Source organism: Candidatus Mycobacterium methanotrophicum (assembly GCF_023515995.1).
Lineage (GTDB): Bacteria > Actinomycetota > Actinomycetes > Mycobacteriales > Mycobacteriaceae > Mycobacterium > Mycobacterium methanotrophicum.
The window spans coordinates 248,074-265,346 of sequence record NZ_CP097321.1 but is presented as its reverse complement, the minus strand read 5'-3'; the positions used below and the strand labels follow the sequence as shown (position 1 = coordinate 265,346).

17 protein-coding genes and 2 pseudogenes are annotated in these 17,273 nt (G+C 67.1%); 8 read left to right on the top strand and 11 right to left on the bottom strand.

The annotated features are described in order from the left end of the window. Positions 1-14: 14 nt before the first annotated feature. The 5 genes and pseudogenes from M5I08_RS25995 (at position 15) to M5I08_RS25975 (ending at position 6,045) form a co-directional block, all read left to right on the top strand. A complete protein-coding gene (locus tag M5I08_RS25995; RefSeq protein ID WP_370328680.1) occupies positions 15-1,178 on the top strand; it encodes a site-specific integrase in 1,164 nt (387 codons plus the stop codon). Between the two features lie 10 nt (positions 1,179-1,188). Beyond that, positions 1,189-1,521 carry a helix-turn-helix domain-containing protein gene (locus M5I08_RS25990; RefSeq protein ID WP_219069776.1) on the top strand — a complete coding sequence of 111 codons (333 nt, stop codon included), beginning with the start codon at positions 1,189-1,191 and terminating at the stop codon, positions 1,519-1,521. A gap of 27 nt (positions 1,522-1,548) precedes the next feature. After that, positions 1,549-3,933 carry a hypothetical protein gene (locus tag M5I08_RS25985; RefSeq protein WP_249763533.1) on the top strand — a complete coding sequence of 795 codons (2,385 nt, stop codon included), beginning with the start codon at positions 1,549-1,551 and terminating at the stop codon, positions 3,931-3,933. A gap of 128 nt (positions 3,934-4,061) precedes the next feature. Continuing rightward, positions 4,062-4,376, top strand: coding sequence for a helix-turn-helix domain-containing protein (locus tag M5I08_RS25980; protein ID WP_219069780.1), 315 nt, complete (start codon positions 4,062-4,064; stop codon positions 4,374-4,376). A gap of 30 nt (positions 4,377-4,406) precedes the next feature. Further along, positions 4,407-6,045: pseudogene (locus M5I08_RS25975) on the top strand (tyrosine-type recombinase/integrase). Between the two features lie 118 nt (positions 6,046-6,163). Here M5I08_RS25975 and M5I08_RS25970 read toward each other — a convergent pair. The 7 genes and pseudogenes from M5I08_RS25970 to M5I08_RS25945 form a co-directional block, all read right to left on the bottom strand. Next, positions 6,164-6,517 (bottom strand): annotated as a pseudogene (locus M5I08_RS25970) (ATP-binding protein); the annotation flags it as partial. 238 nt (positions 6,518-6,755) lie between these two features. After that, the gene (locus tag M5I08_RS25965; protein WP_440271483.1) at positions 6,756-7,451 is read right to left on the bottom strand and encodes a Mu transposase domain-containing protein; all 696 of its coding nucleotides are present in this window, start codon (positions 7,449-7,451) and stop codon (positions 6,756-6,758) included. After that, on the bottom strand, positions 7,435-7,602 hold the full coding sequence (locus tag M5I08_RS27400) for a hypothetical protein (RefSeq protein ID WP_307728259.1): 168 nt from the start codon (positions 7,600-7,602) through the stop codon (positions 7,435-7,437). The genes M5I08_RS25965 and M5I08_RS27400 overlap by 17 nt, the downstream gene beginning before the upstream one ends. Positions 7,603-7,725: 123 nt before the next feature. After that, positions 7,726-8,745 (bottom strand): tyrosine-type recombinase/integrase, encoded by a 1,020-nt coding sequence (locus M5I08_RS25960; RefSeq protein WP_219069782.1) that lies wholly within the window; start codon positions 8,743-8,745, stop codon positions 7,726-7,728. Then, entirely contained in the window at positions 8,703-9,692 is a 990-nt protein-coding gene (locus M5I08_RS25955; protein WP_219069784.1) for a tyrosine-type recombinase/integrase, read from the bottom strand. The genes M5I08_RS25960 and M5I08_RS25955 overlap by 43 nt, the downstream gene beginning before the upstream one ends. A gap of 97 nt (positions 9,693-9,789) precedes the next feature. Beyond that, positions 9,790-10,620 (bottom strand): ExeA family protein, encoded by an 831-nt coding sequence (locus M5I08_RS25950; protein ID WP_219069786.1) that lies wholly within the window; start codon positions 10,618-10,620, stop codon positions 9,790-9,792. A 56-nt stretch (positions 10,621-10,676) separates the two neighbouring features. Beyond that, entirely contained in the window at positions 10,677-11,441 is a 765-nt protein-coding gene (locus M5I08_RS25945; protein WP_249763532.1) for a TnsB C-terminal domain-containing protein, read from the bottom strand. A 111-nt stretch (positions 11,442-11,552) separates the two neighbouring features. Here M5I08_RS25945 and M5I08_RS25940 point away from each other — a divergent pair, with 111 nt between their 5' ends. Next, a complete protein-coding gene (locus M5I08_RS25940) occupies positions 11,553-12,818 on the top strand; it encodes an integrase catalytic domain-containing protein (RefSeq protein WP_249763531.1) in 1,266 nt (421 codons plus the stop codon). A 67-nt stretch (positions 12,819-12,885) separates the two neighbouring features. Here the strand turns inward: M5I08_RS25940 and M5I08_RS25935 are convergent, their stop codons facing one another. The 4 genes from M5I08_RS25935 to M5I08_RS25920 form a co-directional block, all read right to left on the bottom strand. After that, on the bottom strand, positions 12,886-13,494 hold the full coding sequence (locus M5I08_RS25935) for a helix-turn-helix domain-containing protein (RefSeq protein ID WP_219070850.1): 609 nt from the start codon (positions 13,492-13,494) through the stop codon (positions 12,886-12,888). Positions 13,495-13,567: 73 nt separating this feature from the next. Further along, complete coding sequence (locus M5I08_RS25930) at positions 13,568-13,777, bottom strand: hypothetical protein (protein WP_219070851.1); 210 nt, start codon at positions 13,775-13,777, stop codon at positions 13,568-13,570. Continuing rightward, entirely contained in the window at positions 13,740-14,135 is a 396-nt protein-coding gene (locus M5I08_RS25925; protein WP_249763530.1) for a helix-turn-helix domain-containing protein, read from the bottom strand. The genes M5I08_RS25930 and M5I08_RS25925 overlap by 38 nt, the downstream gene beginning before the upstream one ends. 332 nt (positions 14,136-14,467) lie before the next feature. Further along, on the bottom strand, positions 14,468-15,709 hold the full coding sequence (locus M5I08_RS25920) for a tyrosine-type recombinase/integrase (RefSeq protein WP_219070853.1): 1,242 nt from the start codon (positions 15,707-15,709) through the stop codon (positions 14,468-14,470). Between the two features lie 207 nt (positions 15,710-15,916). Between M5I08_RS25920 and M5I08_RS25915 the strand changes: the two genes are divergently transcribed. Together M5I08_RS25915 and M5I08_RS25910 are read left to right on the top strand one after the other, a co-directional pair. Continuing rightward, complete coding sequence (locus tag M5I08_RS25915) at positions 15,917-16,390, top strand: hypothetical protein (RefSeq protein WP_249763529.1); 474 nt, start codon at positions 15,917-15,919, stop codon at positions 16,388-16,390. 73 nt (positions 16,391-16,463) lie between these two features. Then, positions 16,464-17,264: a transposase family protein gene (locus M5I08_RS25910; protein ID WP_249762759.1), complete on the top strand. Its 801-nt coding sequence runs from the start codon at positions 16,464-16,466 to the stop codon at positions 17,262-17,264. The last annotated feature ends 9 nt before the right edge of the window (positions 17,265-17,273 follow it).

Here is a 17,273-nt window from a genome sequence, read left to right as displayed (position 1 = left end):
CGCCCGTTGGATGCATGATCATCGCGTCTAAGGTGTGCTCTTGGCGGGGCGTGGGAGGCGATGTGGGACGGGCTGATTTGGCGGGTGCAGCAAATCTGGAGCTGGTCTCGGGCGTGGTGCAGCTGCGCCCGCAAGACGCCGTGCTGGAGGCGATGCTGCGTGGCTGGCGTGCCCAGCAGACGGCACGTGGGCTGCGTGAAGAGACCATCGTGCCGCGGGAGCGGTTGGTGCGCCGGTTCGTCGCGTTCACCAACGAGTATCCGTGGCGTTGGCTGCCTGGACATGTCGACGAATGGACGCAGTCGCTGATGGCTGAGTCGCATCTCGCGCCGTCGACGATCCGCGGCTACCAAACCGAGCTGCGGTTATTCAGTGAGTATCTGTGTGATGCCCGCTACGGCTGGGTCGCGGTGTGCGAGCGGGAGTTTGGTCCAGGTGTGCATCCGGTGGCCATCTGCCATGAGTGGAACACGATCGCCCACCTCAACGACTACGAAGGCGATCCGGAGGCGCGGCCGCTCACCCGCGCGGAGTTGCAACGGTTCCTCGACTACGCCGATGAGCAGGTCGAGCGCGCGGTGCGCGCTAGGCGCAAGGGCGCGCTGGCGGCCTACCGGGATGCGACGCTGTTCAAGGTGGTGTATGCGTGGGGCCTAAGGCGTACCGAGACGTCAAAACTCGATGTCGTTGACTGGGGCCGTAACCCGGCGACGCCGGAGTTCGGCCGGTTCGGGATGTTGCATGTGCGGTATGGCAAGGCAGTGCGCGGGCAGCCGCCGCGGCGGCGCAATGTGCCGTCGGTGATGGGTTGGGCGGTGGAGGCGGTCGCCGACTACCTCGACAACATCCGGCCTCGTTTCGGCGGCGCAGAGCATCCGGCGATGTGGCTGACCGAACGGGGCGGCCGGATACGTCCAGCGGAGATCAACGCCCGTTTCGTCGCCTACCGCGACGCGCTGGGACTACCGAAAGTTCTTACGCCACATAGTCTTCGGCACTCGTGGGTTACACATCTCACCGAGGATGGCGTTGATCGACGGTTCATCCAGGAGGCGGTCGGGCACCGGTGTGACACGTCGACGGCGATCTATACTCACGTGTCCGGCGACTTCATGAACACCGCGCTGCGCAAGGCGCTGGACCCAGCGTTCGACGACCAGGCAGCTCCGCGCCGGTAAGGAGTGCTGAATGACGCGCAAACTCGACTACCGCTGGCACCTGCGGCAGGTGATGGCCACGCGCGAGCTGTTCGCCACGACCGACCTGATCGAACCACTGGCGCAGCGCGGCATCCATCTGTCCTCTAGCCAGGTCTACCGGCTGGTCGTGGAACGCCCAGAGCGGCTGAGCCTGAAAATCCTGATGGCGCTGCTGGACATCCTCGACTGCACGATGGACGAGCTGATCGAACCGATCGCCGCGGCGGCACCGTCTGGGAAGAAGCGCACCGCCGGCGGCGCCGACACCGGAATCGGCGACCTGCGTCCCAAACGTGCTCGCGTCACCGCGGTCGAGAGCTGACCGTTGGCTGGGGTATTTGCGCCCGCGGTGGTTGCCGATCCGATCGGCGTCATTGTCGACCTGGTGCTTGGCCAGCAGCCTGAGTGGGACCGCCCCATGGTTGCCGGCGTTGTTGAAGCCGTAGCCGGTGGGCGGGCCAAGCGGCGCCAGCTTGCCCAGGCACTGTTGGACCGGCCGGGTGTGTTCGCCGACGGGCGTTCCCCGGCGCCGCGCGCGGTCGCTGATCTGCTGATCGCGCTGAACAAGGCTGGTGCAACGGAGATTTCAGCGCCGATGTGCGCCGAGTGCGGCAAAGAGCTGCGCACGGTTCAACGTCGCGGTGAGCACTGGTACTGCGGGGTCTGCGGCCCTCACCGTGAGCCGTGTGCGGCCTGTGGGCAGCTGCGGCGGGTCAGCTGCCGCGATCGCGACGGAGCACCGCGGTGTTCGCAGTGCCCGCCTGATGAAGGGCGCGACCCGACCCCGCTGATCGTCGACGTGGTCGCACAAGCAGATCCGACACTGTCGGCCGAGGTGATCGCCGCCGCGGCGGCTGCGGCGGCGCCGCAAGCCGGGCAACGGCGCCGCCTGGCCTGGGCGCTGCAGGATCGCCCGGATCTGCTCACTGGATCCGCCGCGACGGCGCCGGCGCCGACCGTGCTGCGACTGATCGACAGGCTCTGCGACGCAGGAGCATCCGCGATCACCCGCCCGGCCTGCCCGGGCTGCGCACGGGTGATTCAGCTGCATCGGCCGATCGGCGGAAAATGGTTGTGCCGTAACTGCACCGCCAAGTCCCGGGCACAACCATGCGCCCGCTGCGGAGCGGTCCGCGAGGCTGCCACCCGCGACGAACATGGCCGACCCCTGTGTCCGACCTGCCTGAGCCGAGACCCAGCCAACCAGGAGGTGTGCGTCGAATGTCACCGTCGGCGACCGGTCAGCGTGCGCACCGACAGCGGGCCGGTCTGTGCAGTCTGCCGGCCGGTGAGGACGATGACCTGCTCAATCTGCGGACACGACGGACCCTGCACCGTGTCCGCCGCGACCGGGAGACCGTGGTGTCTGACCTGCCACAAACGCTGGGCTCGGTGCGCCGTCTGCAGCCGGACGCGGCCGATCCGTGGCGGCACCCTCGACGACCCACGCTGCGCCGAATGCGCCAGGGACGAGCCCGGATTCTGGCGCAGTTGCCCCGGATGCGGCCAACCCGGCCGCCTGCACACCAACCGGTGCACCCGATGCAATCTGCACCAGCGGCTGCGTGAGCTACTCGGCGACGCCCACGGCCACATCCGACCCGACCTGTGTGAGCTCTTCGAGGCGCTGACCGCGACCGAACGCCCGAATACGCTCGCGGCCTGGCTCGACCGCGGCGGTGGGCCGACCATTCTGCGGCAACTCCAGGCCGGACAGCGTGTCCTGTCGCACGAAACGCTCGACGAACTGCCCATAGGTAAGCCGGTCGAGCATCTACGCAGCGTGCTGGTCGCCATCGGCACCCTGCCGCACCGCGACGAACAGATGCTCAGGCTGCAGCGCTGGACCGCCGAACTCATCACCAGCCGCACCGATCCCGAGGAACGAAGCCTCCTGCACCGCTACGCCGTCTGGCACGTCATCCGTCGGCTGCGTAGCCGTATCGGCGACGGCGACACCACCTACGGGCAGGCCCGCGCCGCCAAACGCTCCATCAAGTCCGCTGCCGCCCTATTCGATTGGCTCGTGGCACACGACCTGACGCTAGCCACCGCCAGGCAAGGCGACCTGGACCGCTGGCTGACCACCGCTGCACCCGGCGATCGCCGCGACAGCGGCAACTTCGTCCGCTGGGCCCGCCGACACAAACTCACCCAACTCGACCACGCCGCCCAACGATGGGACGGCCCCACAGGGGTTATCGACACCGAAACCCGCTGGGAACAAGCCCGCTGGCTGCTCCACGACGACACCATCGACACCGCGGACCGAGTCGCCGGGCTGCTGGTGCTTCTCTACGCCCAAACCGCCTCAACCATCAGCCAACTCACCATCGATGACGTCCAGCTGACCAACGAGCAAGTACGGCTTCGACTGGGTCGCGACCCGATCCTGATCCCCGCCCCGCTGGACCAGCTCATCCGCTGCCTCGTCGCGACACGATCTGCCCACGCTGTCGTCGGCAGCCGTCAGGCCACGCCGTGGCTGTTCCCGGGTGGGCAGCCGGGACGTCACCTCAGCGCTTTCCGCATGGCCGAACGGCTCCGCGAACTCGGCATCCACGCCAGCCGAGCCCGATCCGCCGCGCTGTTCCAGCTCGCCACCGAGCTGCCCGCCGCGGTGCTGGCCCGGATGCTCGGCATCCACATCAGCGTCGCCGCAGCCTGGCAACGCGCCTCCGCAGGCGACTGGACCGACTACGCCGCCGAAATCAGCCGCCGAACATACCGCTAAAGAGAGGCATTCCGACAGTTGCAATACCTGATGTCGCCAGAGCGGCCGTCGGCGACCTTCATCGAGGACGCCTACCGGCGCGCTGTCACCTCGACGCTGGCCGAGCTGAGCGGAGAGGACGGAACGGTATGAAGATTCGATGGCGGCTGCGCATGGCCGCGGCCCAACGTGAGGTGTGGACCGGCACCGAGCTGCGGCGGCTGCTGGCCGAGCGAGCGGGTCTGGAGTTGTCGGCGGCATCGGTGTCGGCGCTGTTGACCAAGGAGCCCAGCCAGATCAAGCTCTCGACGCTGATCGCGTTGTGCACCGCGCTGGACTGCACCCCGGACGACCTGTTCGAGATCGATACCACCCCTGTCGAACAGCCCGCGGCGCCGCCGCGTCCGGTCGCATCGGAGCTGAAGACCGCTACCGCGCGGGGCCGGTCGATGCCGCCGATGTAACCCCCAGAGCTTCGGAACAGGTTGTGGCTCATGGGGAAACGACAACGAGACTGCATCGACTGCGGAGCGCCGGTGGGATACATCGACCGCGAGCACTGCTGGCGGTGCACCCGCCGGTTACGGGCGCAGGCGGCCAAGGCGCGATGCCCGGGCTGCGGTCTGGACAGGGTGCTGCTGTCGCAGACGGGCCGGTGCGTGCTGTGCACGCGCCGCTGCCGCGAATGCGGCGGGCCGATCCGGTTCCGCGGTGAGGTGGTGTGCCGGCCGTGCCGGAAGCGGGCCGCGATCGCCGCCGCGAAGTCGCCGTGTCCGCGTTGCGGAAAGCCCGGCTATCTACGGGAATCCACCGGGTGGTGTGGTTCGTGCTCGCGGCCCGGCCCGCCAAAGGATCCGCCCCGGGTCTGTGTGGTCTGCGGAGAGTTGCGCCGCCATGTCGGTAACGGAATGTGCGGGCGATGCTGGCAGCGCCACCCGGACCGGCCGTTCGTGCGTGGCGAGACGCTGGCTGCTCGGCTCGCCGAACCACCGGACTGGCTCGAGGACCTGGTCGCGTATCTGGCTGCGCATTACTGCCCGGCCCAGGCGTGCAAACTGATCACCACGTTGGATCGGCTGCTTGACGGCGAGCACCCCAACCACCCGCAGAGCCTGCTCGAGCGGGCCCGCCGACCCGGCCGGTCGATGGGGTCATTGGCACGTGCCCTGGAGACGTTCTTCACCGACCGCAGGCTTACGGCGATGGCCACCGACCAGGCCGAGCGGCTCGCTGCCGGGCGACGCAAGAAGCGGATCGACGGCGCACCAGCCCGGATGCGCGCCGCTGTCGCGGCCTTCGCCGAGTCCATGCTGCGCGCCCGCGATCGGGCTCGGCGTGCGGGCACCCGGCCCCGCGCAGACCGCACCATCGAGTCGGCGTTGGCGATCGTGCGCGATCTGGCCTGCTTCCTCGATACCCAACGCGGCAAACAGGATTGGGCACTCGTGGACGTCGGCGACATCGAGGCGTTCCTCGACGAGCTGCCGAACAACCGGGCCCGACGTCTGACCGTGTTGGGTCAATTCTTCCGTTTCGCGCGCCATCACCACGTGGTGCTCGTCGACCCGACGCGAGGCATGTCGGCCAAGCGGTACAGGGGATTTCGTGGCCGCACCCTCACCATCACGCAACAACGTGCGCTGTTGCGCCGCTGGAGCGCCGACTCCGCGGCGCACCCGCACGAGGCCCTCTTCGGACTCCTTGCCATGTTGCACGGCGCCTCCAGCCGTGAGCTGCGGTTGCTGGAGATCGACCACATTGACGCGAGTGATCGCTCGATCCGCCTCGGCAAACGTCCCCACCTGGTGGCCACTGGACCCGGTCAGCTGGACCGCGCTGCAACGGGCCCTCGATTACCGCGGCACCCTGCGCACGAACAACCCACATGTGATCGTCACCCGCGGCACCAAGGCCGACCGACGACCGGCATCCGAGGCATTCATGAGTCACCTGCTCGACCCCTGCGGCCTGCCACCCAAGATGCTGCGCACCACCCGACTGGCCGACCTGGTCAATACGATCGACCCGAAACTCGTAGCGGCCGCATTCGGGATGAGACCGGAAGGAGCGATGATCTACCTCGCCGATCACATCGACGACGGCCGATTGCCCGACCAGCTCGCTGAACCCTGATAAGTGCGAACGTGTCACGTTTCGACGCCACTTCCGCACAGGTTCGCGCGAACAAGTGCGCTTTATCGGGGCTGCGGTTGGAGGTGAGCACGGTCGAGCCGCGTTGGTGGCGGGCCACGACAAGCTCGTAGAAGTCGGCGGTCGCGGTGACGTCCATGGGCTGCAGAGCGAAGTCGTCGATTAGCAGCAGCCGGATTTGGGCCAGGCGGCGCATCTGGGCTTCGGTGCTGTTGTCGAGTCGGGATGCTTTGAGTCGCTTGAACATTGCATCGGCGCGCAGCATCAAGGTGGGGATGCGCCGGCGCACGGCGATGTGCCCGAGCGTGGTGGCCAGGTGCGTTTTGCCTACCCCAACGGGACCCAGAAGCAGGGCGCCGTGCGGGCCGTCGAGAAACCGCAGGCTGGTCAGGTCGGTCCACAGGGCGCGGTCGTAGCGCACCGCGGCGGACTCGTCCCAGGAGTTGGGGCGCATGGCCGCATCCAGGCCTGCTTCGCGGGCGCGGCGGGCGGCTGAGCTGGTGTCGCCGGCGGTGAGCCTCATCGGCGAGGACCAGCTCCAAAAACGCCGCGTGCGATAGGCGCTGCTGGTGGGCCAGGGTGAGCCGCTCGGGCAGGGTGTCGAGCATCCGCCCGAGTTTGAGCTGGCGCATCACACGCTTGAGGTCAGTCGAGATCGGATCGGTGACAACGGGTTTGGTCGCCATGATGAATCACTGCCCCCGGCTCTGGTCGCCGCTGGTTGGGGTGGCGCCGCCGCCGTCGATGACGCTGAGCCAGTCGGGTCGTTGTCTGCCTTGGCTGCGGTATTCGCTGGGGTCGCGGGCGAACCGGGCCGGCGCGAGCCCGGTGGCCGCCCGCGGCGCCTCGGCGGGGGTGTTCTCGGTGGCCTTAGCCAGCATGGCGGCGATCTTGGACACCGAGACCACATCAAGTTCCAAAGCGCGCCCGCAGGCGGTGTTCACCGGGGCCGGGCCGTATCGTTTGACCAGCCCCAACAGCCGATACACCTGCCGCATCCGCGTCCAGGGCAGTTGGTGGTCGAGCAGGCGTTCGGCGTAGCTGCCGATATCGGTCCCGTGGCCGGCGGCGGTGGTGATCAGCCGGGTCAGATCCCGCATCGCGTAGCCGGTCTTGTCGGCGGGCAGATCAGCCGGGTCGGTGCAACGTCCGCCGGCGGGCTGGCGGGGATGGGTCTTGACCAGCTTGCCGCGGTGGAACGCCTTGACCAACTCCCCGTCAGCGCGAACCGAAACCGTTTGCCCCCGAAGGTGCTCAGGGATTGAATACAAGGCCCGGCCGACCTGAATGTGGTAGTCGCGGTGGACCTTGGCGTGCCCGTAGATCGGCACCTGGTAGACCGCTACCGGGGCAGGCAGCAGCAGCGCGGCCTCACACTCGGCGAACACCACCGCCGGTTGGGCGCAGGTGGTGGCCGTGGATACGCTGGCCGGCCTTATCGGCACACCACGCTTGCGCTCGGGCCTGGGCGTCGGCCAGATCGGTGAAATCTTCACCGGCGAAAAAGTTGCCGCGCACGTACTGGACCATGCGTTCCACTCGCGGTTTGTCACGCTAATCCCGAGTTCGGGATTAGTGCGACTATCCCGAGGATTTGGTTATCCCGAGTGTCCGGCGTTGATGCAGGTCGAAGCCGTCTGTAGTACGGATTCCTCGGGATAACTATTTGAGCCCGGCAAGTTGCAGGATCAGGGCGTCGTCTCCTTTCCAGATCGGGGCGGGTTCGGGTGTGGTGCTGGCTGCCTTCTGGATTGCGTCCCGGACCATCTGATTGTCCGCTGAGGCGTAGATGCTGGTGGTGACGATGTTCGCGTGGCCGAGGAACTCCTTGATGTGGGGCAGCGGCACCCCGGCCCGAAGCATCTGCATGGCGCGGGCATGCCGGAGTTGGTGGGCGTGAACGTGTTCGGGGATCTCGGGGCAGGCCGCACGCGCTGTTGCAGCGTGCTTGTTGAGCAGGTAGGCGACGTTGTCCTGGCTCATCGGGTAGCGCCTCCCGGACCGGATGGTGAAGAACAACAAGGCGTCGACGTCGCGCCGGCCAGGATGAAACAGGTTCAGGTATTGGTCGAGGTGCCGGCCGGTCTTGTCCATGATCGGAACCACCCGGGTCTTTCGGCCTTTCCCGGTCAGTATCACGCGGCCGGCTCCCGGTGTGGTGACGATGTCGGCGACGGTCAGGTCGAGGACTTCCTGGACGCGTGCGGCGGCGTCGAACATCAGCAGGATCATGGTGGTGTCCCTGACGTTTCGGCTGCCGTTTTGGCTGGGTGCTCGGATCAGCGCGTCGACGGCGGTCATGCTCAACGCGTCGGGCGTGCGGGTAGGGGTGCGGGCGGGTCGGGTTTGTTTGACGTCCAGCCAGATTGCGACGAGTGCCGGGTTCTCTCCCGCGCAGTAGCACAGGAACGATTTGATGGCGGCCAGCCGCTGGTTCGCCGAGGACGGGCTGAGGTTGCGGGTGTCGAGTAGCCATGTGGTGAAGGCGGTGATGGTGGCCCGATCGATGACCTCGAAGCTGACCTCGGCCAGCTTCACCTGCCGTGTCTCGGCGAGGTAGGTCAGCAGCGTGTTGACCGCCGTCTTGTAGGAGCGGATGGTGTGCGGGCTGAGCCTGCGCGCACGGGGAAGGTGGACGGTCAGCCAGCTGCGCACCAGGGTGAAGAACTCATCGGCTGCCATGGGACGCCTCCGGCAGGACGGACTCGATGACGGTGTTGGCCAGTGCGCGCAGGTCGGGGTGAAAGTCGGCGGCGAGGTGGAAGTAATACCCAGGTGTCCTCAGTGTTGGCGTGCCCCAGGTGCAGGCTCAGATACGGGACGAGCGCTTCGGGGTCTTGCCCGGCGCGGGCCCACGTGTTGATGATCTCGATGACGTGGGCGTGGCGCAGATCGTAGGGCCGCGGCGGCGACCCTGGGGCGGCCGCGACGGCTGGGTCGGCGGCGTTCAACAGTTCGTGGAACCAGTAGTTGATGCTGGAATGGTTATAGAACTGTCCCCGCCGGTTCGGGAAGAACGGCACCCGATCCGGAAGATACGCTCTGATCGCGGCGTCGTAGCGCCGGCAGTAGTCGTGCAGGTCGGTGGACATGAAAACTAGCCGGTCGGTGTGGCCTTTGGACTCGCGGATCCGTACGGTGCCGCGCGCCAGGTCGACGTCGTTGCGGTGCAGCCTGCGGGCCTCGCCCGGTCGTAGGCCCAGGCAGTAGATCATCCGGAAGATCACCGGGATGATCAGGTGCCGCCGGCCACCGAATGGGCTGGCCTGGATGCGGTCGGCGGCGTCGAAGATCGCCCGCAGCTGGTCATGGGTGAAGATGTGCGGCCGGTAGCGGACTTGCTTGCCGGGTATGCCGGGCGGGATGACGTACGCGGCCGCGCCGAGGCCCGCCATGTGTTTGGCCAGCTGCCGAACCGGGGTGATCCGCCGCATCTGGCCGTTGACGTGCTCGCCGGGCCGGCCTGCGGCCCATGCCATCACCATCTGGCGGGTCAGCACGTCCTGCCCGGGATAGTCCCGCGCGCACATCGCGTCGAAGGCGCGTAGGTGCCGCTCGGAGGTCTGATAGGGCAGGCCGATCGCGTGTTTGAGTTCGAGCAGGTGTTGCGCGTCACTGATCTTGCACATGGTGGCGTCACTGTCGTTGAGGCTGGTTTGGGTGTGATTCGACCCCTCCTGGTGGTGTCGGGCGGGGCTGTCGGTGGTCGCGGTGTCGCGGTGGTGGTCACGGTGTCGCGGGCTGGAGGTCGTGGTTGGTTTCGGTGACCGCGGTTCGGGCGCTGGCCTCGTCGATGAGGTTCTTGTCGGCGGTGCAGGCGGCGATGAGGGCTGCGATGGCGAGCCGGTTGATACCGCGGGGTTTGCCGCGGCTGGATTGGTGGATGAGCGCGATGGCGTCGTCGGTGAATAGCGGATCGGATCGGCCCGCCAGTTGGAGGTGGTGGCGTAGGTAGCCGGCGGTCTCTTCGCTGGTCATGCCGGTCATGGTGCGGCGCACGGTGATGCGTTGTTCGAGTGCGGCCAGGGTGCCCAGCGCCATTTTGGCGGCGAAGGTGGGTTGGCCGAGAAGGATGGTGGCGAACGGGGATTCGGTGTCGAGGCGGTGGTTGGTGGGCAGTCGTAGTGCTTCGAGGGCATCGTGGCAGAGCAGATGGGCTTCGTCGATGCACACGATGGGAACACGACCGCGTTCGGCTGCTTCGGCGGCCAGGGTGTCGCGGGCTTGCGGGACCAGGGAGGCGTTGTGGAAGCTGGGCCGCCCGCCGAGCGCGGAGACGATGTGGTGGTGGATGCCGCGGGCGCCGACGGTGGGGTCGGGGATGTAGATCAGGTGGTGGCGGGCCGGTTCGGCGCGGTCGATCGCCGCTCGGGCGGCGACGGTCTTGCCGACGCCGACTTCGCCGGTGATCACGGTGATGCCGCGGGTGGCGATGCCGTAGCCGATGCGGGCGGCGGCTTGGGCGTGATCACCGCTGCGGAACAGCATGCCCGGTGCCAGTGCGCGGCCAAAGGGCATGGTGGTGAAGCCGAAATAGGATTGAATTTTGTCGAGCATGGTGGTGGTCCGTTCCCCGGGGCTGGCCCGGTGGTTGAGGTGAATGGTGTTGTGGGTCAGGTGTTTTCCTGGTCATCCTGGTTGTGTTGGGTTGGTTCGGGGTCGTCGCCGGCCAGGGCGAGGTAGTTGATCGCCTGGCCCACGTCGGCTTGGTGTGCTTGTTCGAGTAGGTGCAGGTAGTCGATTCCGGTGGCTTCGGCGGGGGCGGTGGCGCTGGGTTTGACCGCGGGGTGGGTGTGGCGGCCGATGGTGTGCGGTACGGCCCGGCCCATCGTCTTGCCCTGGTATTCGACGTCGATGATGGTCAGGTCGAACGGGGTGAACAGCAGGTCCACGACGCGCCCGACCAGAGCGGCGTCGACCTGATAGCGGTTGCCGTGCAGTGAAACCGTGGCGGTGGCGGTGACTCTGCGCTGCTCACGCCACAAAAATGCCCGCCGCAGCAGCGCGGTATCCGGTCGGGGTGGGTGGGTGCGGCCTTCGGCGTGGTAGCGCGCTGCGGGGGTGGCGCCGGTTTCGGAATGCACGGCCCGGTGATACTGCTGGTGGCACCATGCGGTGAACAACCGGTTCAGCTCATCGAGCGAATCGACTCCGCCGGCGGCTTGGATCTCGACCAGGAATTGGTCGCGCACGGTGCGGTTCCATCTCTCGATTTTTCCGCGCCCTTGAGGTCTTCCTGGCCTGCTGTGCACCAGCCGGATATCCAGCACCGCCACCGACCAAGCCAGTTGATTCGAGGAATACGCAGAGCCGTTGTCACAGTATAGGTTTCGTGGGCAGCCGTGGGTTTTGACCGCGTCGTGCAGCGCGGCCTGCATGCCCAGGGTGCGACTTGACTCACGAAAAGTGCCCGCGAAACACCCTCGGTGCCTCACATAAGAATGCCCGCGAAACGGTGACCGTCGTTAGGCATGGAATGTGGGTTGTCGATGACGTCTCGTGCCGAGATCACCACCAGGTACGCCAAGGCGTATGTGAAGGCCTCGAAGAAGAACAGGGGGCAGATTCTGGACCAGATCGTTGAGGTGACGGGCTGGTCGCGCGACAACGCCCGCCGCAGGCTCACGGCAGCGGCAAAGCGGCCACCGGGGCCGGGGCGCAATGTGGCGAAGCGGCCCCGCAAGCCCAGGGCTGTGAAGTTTTCCTACGACGCGCTCAAGGTGCTGCAAAGGGTTTGGGCCGCCTCGGGTGGGCAGTGCGGGAAGTATTTGGCTGCTTCGATGCGCTTGCAGCTCGACGGCCTGCAACGCCACGATGAGCTGGCCTTCGGTCGTGACCGCTACAGCCCGGACGTGCGTGCCGAGCTGCTGGAGATGAGCGCGGCGACGATTGACCGCTATCTGGCGCCGGCGAAGGCCAGGGACCAGATCAGTGGTGTTTCGACGACGACACCCTCACCGCTGCTGCGGAATTCGATCAAGGTTCGCAGGGCTGGCGATGAGGTAGAAGACGAACCCGGTTTCTTCGAGGGTGATACGGTCGCGCATTGCGGCCCAACACTCAAAGGCGAGTTCGCCCGCACCCTCAACCTCACCGATGTCCATACCGGCTGGGTGTTCACCCGCACCGTGCGCAACAACGCCAACACCCACATCCTGGGCGCACTGAAAGCAGGAGTGCATGAAATACCTTATGAGGTAACCGGTTTGGACGTCGACAACGGGACCGAGTTCCTGAACAAGGCTGTCATCAAGTGGGCGGCGCAGATGGAGATCTTCTTCACCCGCTCACGGCCCTACAAGAAGAACGATCAGGCCACGATCGAGTCCAAGAACAACCACCTGGTGCGCCGATACGGACTCTACTACCGCTACGACACCGACGAGGAACGCGCGGTGCTCAACCGGCTCTGGCACCTGGTCAACGACCGGCTCAACTACCTGACCCCCACCATCAAACCCATCGGCTACGGCTGCAGCCGCGACGGTCAACGCCGCCGGCTCTACGACAAGCCCATGACCCCGCTGGACCGGTTGCTGGCCGCCGGGGTCCTCTCAGCGGCGCAGAAATCGGAGCTGCTCACCTACCGACACAGCCTCAACCCGGCCGCGATCGCCCGCCAGATCGCCGACCTGCAGGCTGCCCTGCTCAGACCCGCCAAGGACAAGACCGAGCAGCTCTACCTCGCCTCTATACCCGCCGCCCTGCCCGACGTCAGATCCGGCATCCGCACCACGAACAAGACGGCCAGCTGACCCTGATTTCGCGGGCATTCCTACGTGAGGCATGGATCAGGTTTCGCGGGCATATTTACATGAGGCATTACGGGGTGTCCTCGCCGTGGCCCCACCGATGCCCCGGCACGAAACGGGAGTGGTCGTCGAGCAGGGCGAACAGCACCGCCCGTTTCCCGTCGATGATCGGGCCGTGCAGGCCGTCGCTGATCCACATCTCGTCGGGTTCGGTGGCCTCGAACCGGCCGAACGCCGCCGGCGGGTTGCCGTCGCCGCGGGTGTTGAGCTCCAGGCGGGCGAAGTGGCGTTGCAGGGTCCGCGCCGAGGGCGCCCAGCCCTGCTGCGCGGCGATGATGCGGGCGATATGGGCCGCGGTGCGTGCGGGGTGTTCCTGCTTGAGCCGCGCCGCCAGCTCCAGCACCTCAGCCTCGGTGCGCGGGGTGATCTGGCGCTGCGCTGGGAGCAGCGCGTCGAACCCGCCGGCCCGCCACGCTCGAATCCAGCGGTCCAGGCTGGCCCGCGACACCTCCGCCGGCTGCCCGAACGGCCCGATATGGACCTGGGCGGCCATATCCCGCACCAGCCGGCCTCGTTCAGTCGCAGACAGGTTCGGATCGGCCAGCGGCCGGATCAGCGAGTACCGATACAGAGCGATATCACGCGCTCGATCCGCCCGTGTCTTCTTCGGAGTTGGCATTGGTTCGACGCCTCAACGCTTTCCATGCTCGACGGCAGTGACGCGGTCGACCCTGACCCATCACGGCGGCCAGTCACAGATGCGAGCTTGTGTCGATCGGCAACACCGCGACCGTCGGCGGCCGCATCCCCAACAGCCAGCCACCCGAGCACGCCGCCACCAACTCCGCCGCCGACACCTCGAACACCGCCGAACCGGCCATGCGGCGCACCGCCGCGCACGCCGCCCCGATCTGGGCGACCGCATCAGCCAGCGGGCTCGCCGCCGGTGTCAGGCGAACCATGTCGGGCGCCGGTGTCGGCCAGGTGTTCCAGCCGCGCGAACCCCACCCGGATCGGCTCGGCATGCTCGGCGAACCGCGACAGCCAGCCCCGCACTGTCGAGGCCGGGCGACCCGCCGCCGCACAGATCCGCCGCCACCCCCAACCCGACGCCCGGGCCAACAGCGCCGCCCAGATCACCGCCACCGGATCGACCCGTCGTCCCAGGCAGAGCCGGGGCAACAACACGTGCGAGCGGCCACAGCCTGCCGCGCTCGAACAGATCGCCCGCCGCGGCCGAATCCGGGCCACCACCGCCGCGGCCCGGCGCACAAACCGTGGCGCGGCATGTGCCCCCACGGCGCCAGCCGCCCCCCGCACTGCGGGCACCCCAGCCCGCCCGAGCACAACTGGCGTTCAACCACAACGGGATCTGCTCCTACACTGAGCACTGCGCCTCCGGGCGTATTCGGACGGCCCTTCCCGCAGTCCTGCCAAAGCCCGTGGGAAGGGCCGTCGACTTTCAAGATCACCCGAACCGTAGACCGGCCGTCCTCGCGGTGACGCCACCACTCACGCCCGACCCGCCCGACACCCCCCCAGTCCGGACCGTCCTCAACTCACGTGACGCGCCACGACCCCGTCGTGCTCACCCACAGCGTCGCTCAACAGCAGGCTGCTGATGGGGGCGGCCAGGCCGCTGATGAACCCGGTCATGACATCGCCGACGGTTCGAGGCCCGTGAAGTCCAGGCAGCAGGCCCGCATGCGTTCCTCGTCCGCGGCGAGATAGTGCTTGGCAGAGTCGATTCCCCGATGCCCCAGAGCGCCGGATATCACCGGCAGCGGTGTGTCGCCTTCGAGCATCCGGGTCGCCAGCGATGCTCGCAGCACGCGAAAACCGTGGCCCGCGCCGCCCTGCGCAGGGATCCGGGTGCGGGCAAAGGCCCGGGCCGCGACGTGATACAGATCGTTGACCGGTGACAGGGCGGTGAACGGCGCCTTGGTTCGCAGGAACATGTGCTCGTCGGCGGCACCGGCGGGCCTGCCGTACAACAGGTAGCCGGCGATCGCGTCACCGACATCGGCCAGCAGCGGCAGCGTCAACACCGTCCCGGTCTTGTGCTGGGTCAGGGTGATCTGTCCCTGCCGCCAATCAATATCACCCAGGCGCAGACCCACGATGTCGACGGGGCGCAGACCCGTCCTGGCCGCCAACAGCAGCAACGCCCGGTCGCAAAGCCCTTGCCCCGTGGCCGGATCCGGGGAGTTGACCAGCTGCTCGATCCGATCAACGGCCAGCACCGCCACCGACCTGCGACGCCGAGCGAACATCGCTGGCACCGCCGCGGACAGTCCCGCACGGCAGCCGGCATCCTCCAAGAAGCGGCACAGCACCCGCAACGCCGACACCACGGTCCGCATGCTCCCCACCTGGTAGCGACTGCCGAGAAACACCACCGCAGCCGATACGTCCGCGCGCGAGAGGCCCTCGATAGCGGACACACCACGCTCGGGCAGCCAGGCCAACACCGTGCGGGACACCGTCGCATACAGCTCCCGCGTCGCCGCCGCCAGCCTGCGATGATCGAGCCACGCCTCGAACTGCTCCTGAACCGGCCGGAACGCAACGTTCAGCACGTCATTCGGGTGCGACCGGCGCGACTGCCGCCACCGGTACGAACCCGTCACCGCCACCTCGGCCAGCACCAACGCCGACTTGCGCAGCAGCTTGCGTTTCCAATCCTTGATCCGCCCCTGCCGGTGCTCCTCGGCCACGAACCGTAAGAAAGACGCGACGACGTCGTCCGTGACCTCGTCCGTGCCCTCGCGTGAACAGAACGACTCGAACTGCGACCACGCCCACCGGTACTGCCACAACGTCGACGACGCATGCCCCAGCCCGGCAACCACGTCGTCTGCCCGCCCGATCACCCCGCCCACAGATCCGCTCATTTGCTGCTCCTCTCCAGATACACGACAGAGACGGGCAGCGTAAGCACGAATAGTTATCCCGAGGAATCCGTACTGAGGTTTTCTCACTTGGGGCTCGTGAGTCTGGTGTGACTGGAGTTTTCGGCGTGTCGTAGTGGCTGGGCGTGGGGTCCTTGCTCAAGGATTCGGTTTCGACGAGGAAACCCGCTCCGCTGCAAAGGACCCCACGTGTTCACCTACTCTGCCATCTGCGACGTGCCGGAGGAAACCCTGCTGCATGTGACCGCGCTGCTGCACGTTCACCGGCGCGAGATCAGAACGCGGGCCGGGCGGCGGTCGGGTACGGTGCGCACGCAGGCCAAGCTGGTGCTGCGGTGGTTCCGCGACGACGCCCCGATCCGGTTGTTGGCGATGGAGGCCGGGCTGCCGATCTCCACCAGCTACCGCTATCTGCACGAGGCGATCGACGTGATCGCCGAACAAGCTCCTGACCTGCACGAAGTGCTCGACCGGGCCAAGGCCGAACAGTGGTCGCACGTGACGCTGGACGGGACGCTGATCGCCATCGACCGGGTGGACGAGCGCAACGAGGCCGGCCATCACCGGTGGTATTCGGGCAAGCACAAAACCCAGGGCGGCAATGAGGTTTTCTCACTTGGGGCTTGTGAGTTTGTTGTGACTGGAGTTTCAGGCGTGTCGTAGTGGCTGGGCGTGGGGTCCTTGCTCAAGGATTCGGTTTCGACGAGGAAACCCGCTCCGCTGCAAAGGACCCCACGTGTTCACCTACTCTGCCATCTGCGACGTGCCGGAGGAAACCCTGCTGCATGTGACCGCGCTGCTGCACGTTCACCGGCGCGAGATCAGAACGCGGGCCGGGCGGCGGTCGGGTACGGTGCGCACGCAGGCCAAGCTGGTGCTGCGGTGGTTCCGCGACGACGCCCCGATCCGGTTGTTGGCGATGGAGGCCGGGCTGCCGATCTCCACCAGCTACCGCTATCTGCACGAGGCGATCGACGTGATCGCCGAACAAGCTCCTGACCTGCACGAAGTGCTCGACCGGGCCAAGGCCGAACAGTGGTCGCACGTGACGCTGGACGGGACGCTGATCGCCATCGACCGGGTGGACGAGCGCAACGAGGCCGGCCATCACCGGTGGTATTCGGGCAAGCACAAAACCCAGGGCGGCAATGTGCAGATACTGGCCGACCCGGGCGGGTTCCCGGTGTGGTCGAGCGAGGTCGAGCCGGGCAGCGTGCACGACATCACCGCCGCCCGCGCGCACTGCCTGGGCGCGCTGTACAAGTCCGCGGCCGACGGGGTGCCGACGCTGGCCGACAAGGGCTACGAAGGAGCGGGGATCGGGGTGCACACTCCGGTCAAGGGCCGCGGCCTGGCCGTGGAGAATCAGAGCTACAACATGCTGCTCACCGCGGCGCGTGCCATCGGTGAACGCGCCAACGCCGAACTCAAACAGCGTTGGCGCTGCCTCCGTCGAATCCGCCTGTGCCCAACCAGGATTGGCGCAGTTGTTGCCGCCGCGATCGTACTATCGACTCTCCAACGCGGAAATTACTGAGAAAACGTC

What these genes read in the sequence shown, in the direction of transcription:
- M5I08_RS25945 (WP_249763532.1), bottom strand. Translation starts at nt 11,441, where the DNA reads ATGCAGGCCGCGCTGCACGACGCGGTCAAAACCCACGGCTGCCCACGA.
- M5I08_RS25955 (WP_219069784.1), bottom strand. Translation starts at nt 9,692, where the DNA reads ATGTGCAAGATCAGTGACGCGCAACACCTGCTCGAACTCAAACACGCG.
- M5I08_RS25950 (WP_219069786.1), bottom strand. Translation starts at nt 10,620, where the DNA reads ATGCTCGACAAAATTCAATCCTATTTCGGCTTCACCACCATGCCCTTT.
- M5I08_RS25980 (WP_219069780.1), top strand. Translation starts at nt 4,062, where the DNA reads ATGAAGATTCGATGGCGGCTGCGCATGGCCGCGGCCCAACGTGAGGTG.
- M5I08_RS25990 (WP_219069776.1), top strand. Translation starts at nt 1,189, where the DNA reads ATGACGCGCAAACTCGACTACCGCTGGCACCTGCGGCAGGTGATGGCC.
- M5I08_RS25940 (WP_249763531.1), top strand. Translation starts at nt 11,553, where the DNA reads ATGACGTCTCGTGCCGAGATCACCACCAGGTACGCCAAGGCGTATGTG.
- M5I08_RS25930 (WP_219070851.1), bottom strand. Translation starts at nt 13,777, where the DNA reads ATGGTTCGCCTGACACCGGCGGCGAGCCCGCTGGCTGATGCGGTCGCC.
- M5I08_RS25995 (WP_370328680.1), top strand. Translation starts at nt 15, where the DNA reads ATGATCATCGCGTCTAAGGTGTGCTCTTGGCGGGGCGTGGGAGGCGAT.
- M5I08_RS25960 (WP_219069782.1), bottom strand. Translation starts at nt 8,745, where the DNA reads ATGGCAGCCGATGAGTTCTTCACCCTGGTGCGCAGCTGGCTGACCGTC.
- M5I08_RS25920 (WP_219070853.1), bottom strand. Translation starts at nt 15,709, where the DNA reads ATGAGCGGATCTGTGGGCGGGGTGATCGGGCGGGCAGACGACGTGGTT.
- M5I08_RS25935 (WP_219070850.1), bottom strand. Translation starts at nt 13,494, where the DNA reads ATGCCAACTCCGAAGAAGACACGGGCGGATCGAGCGCGTGATATCGCT.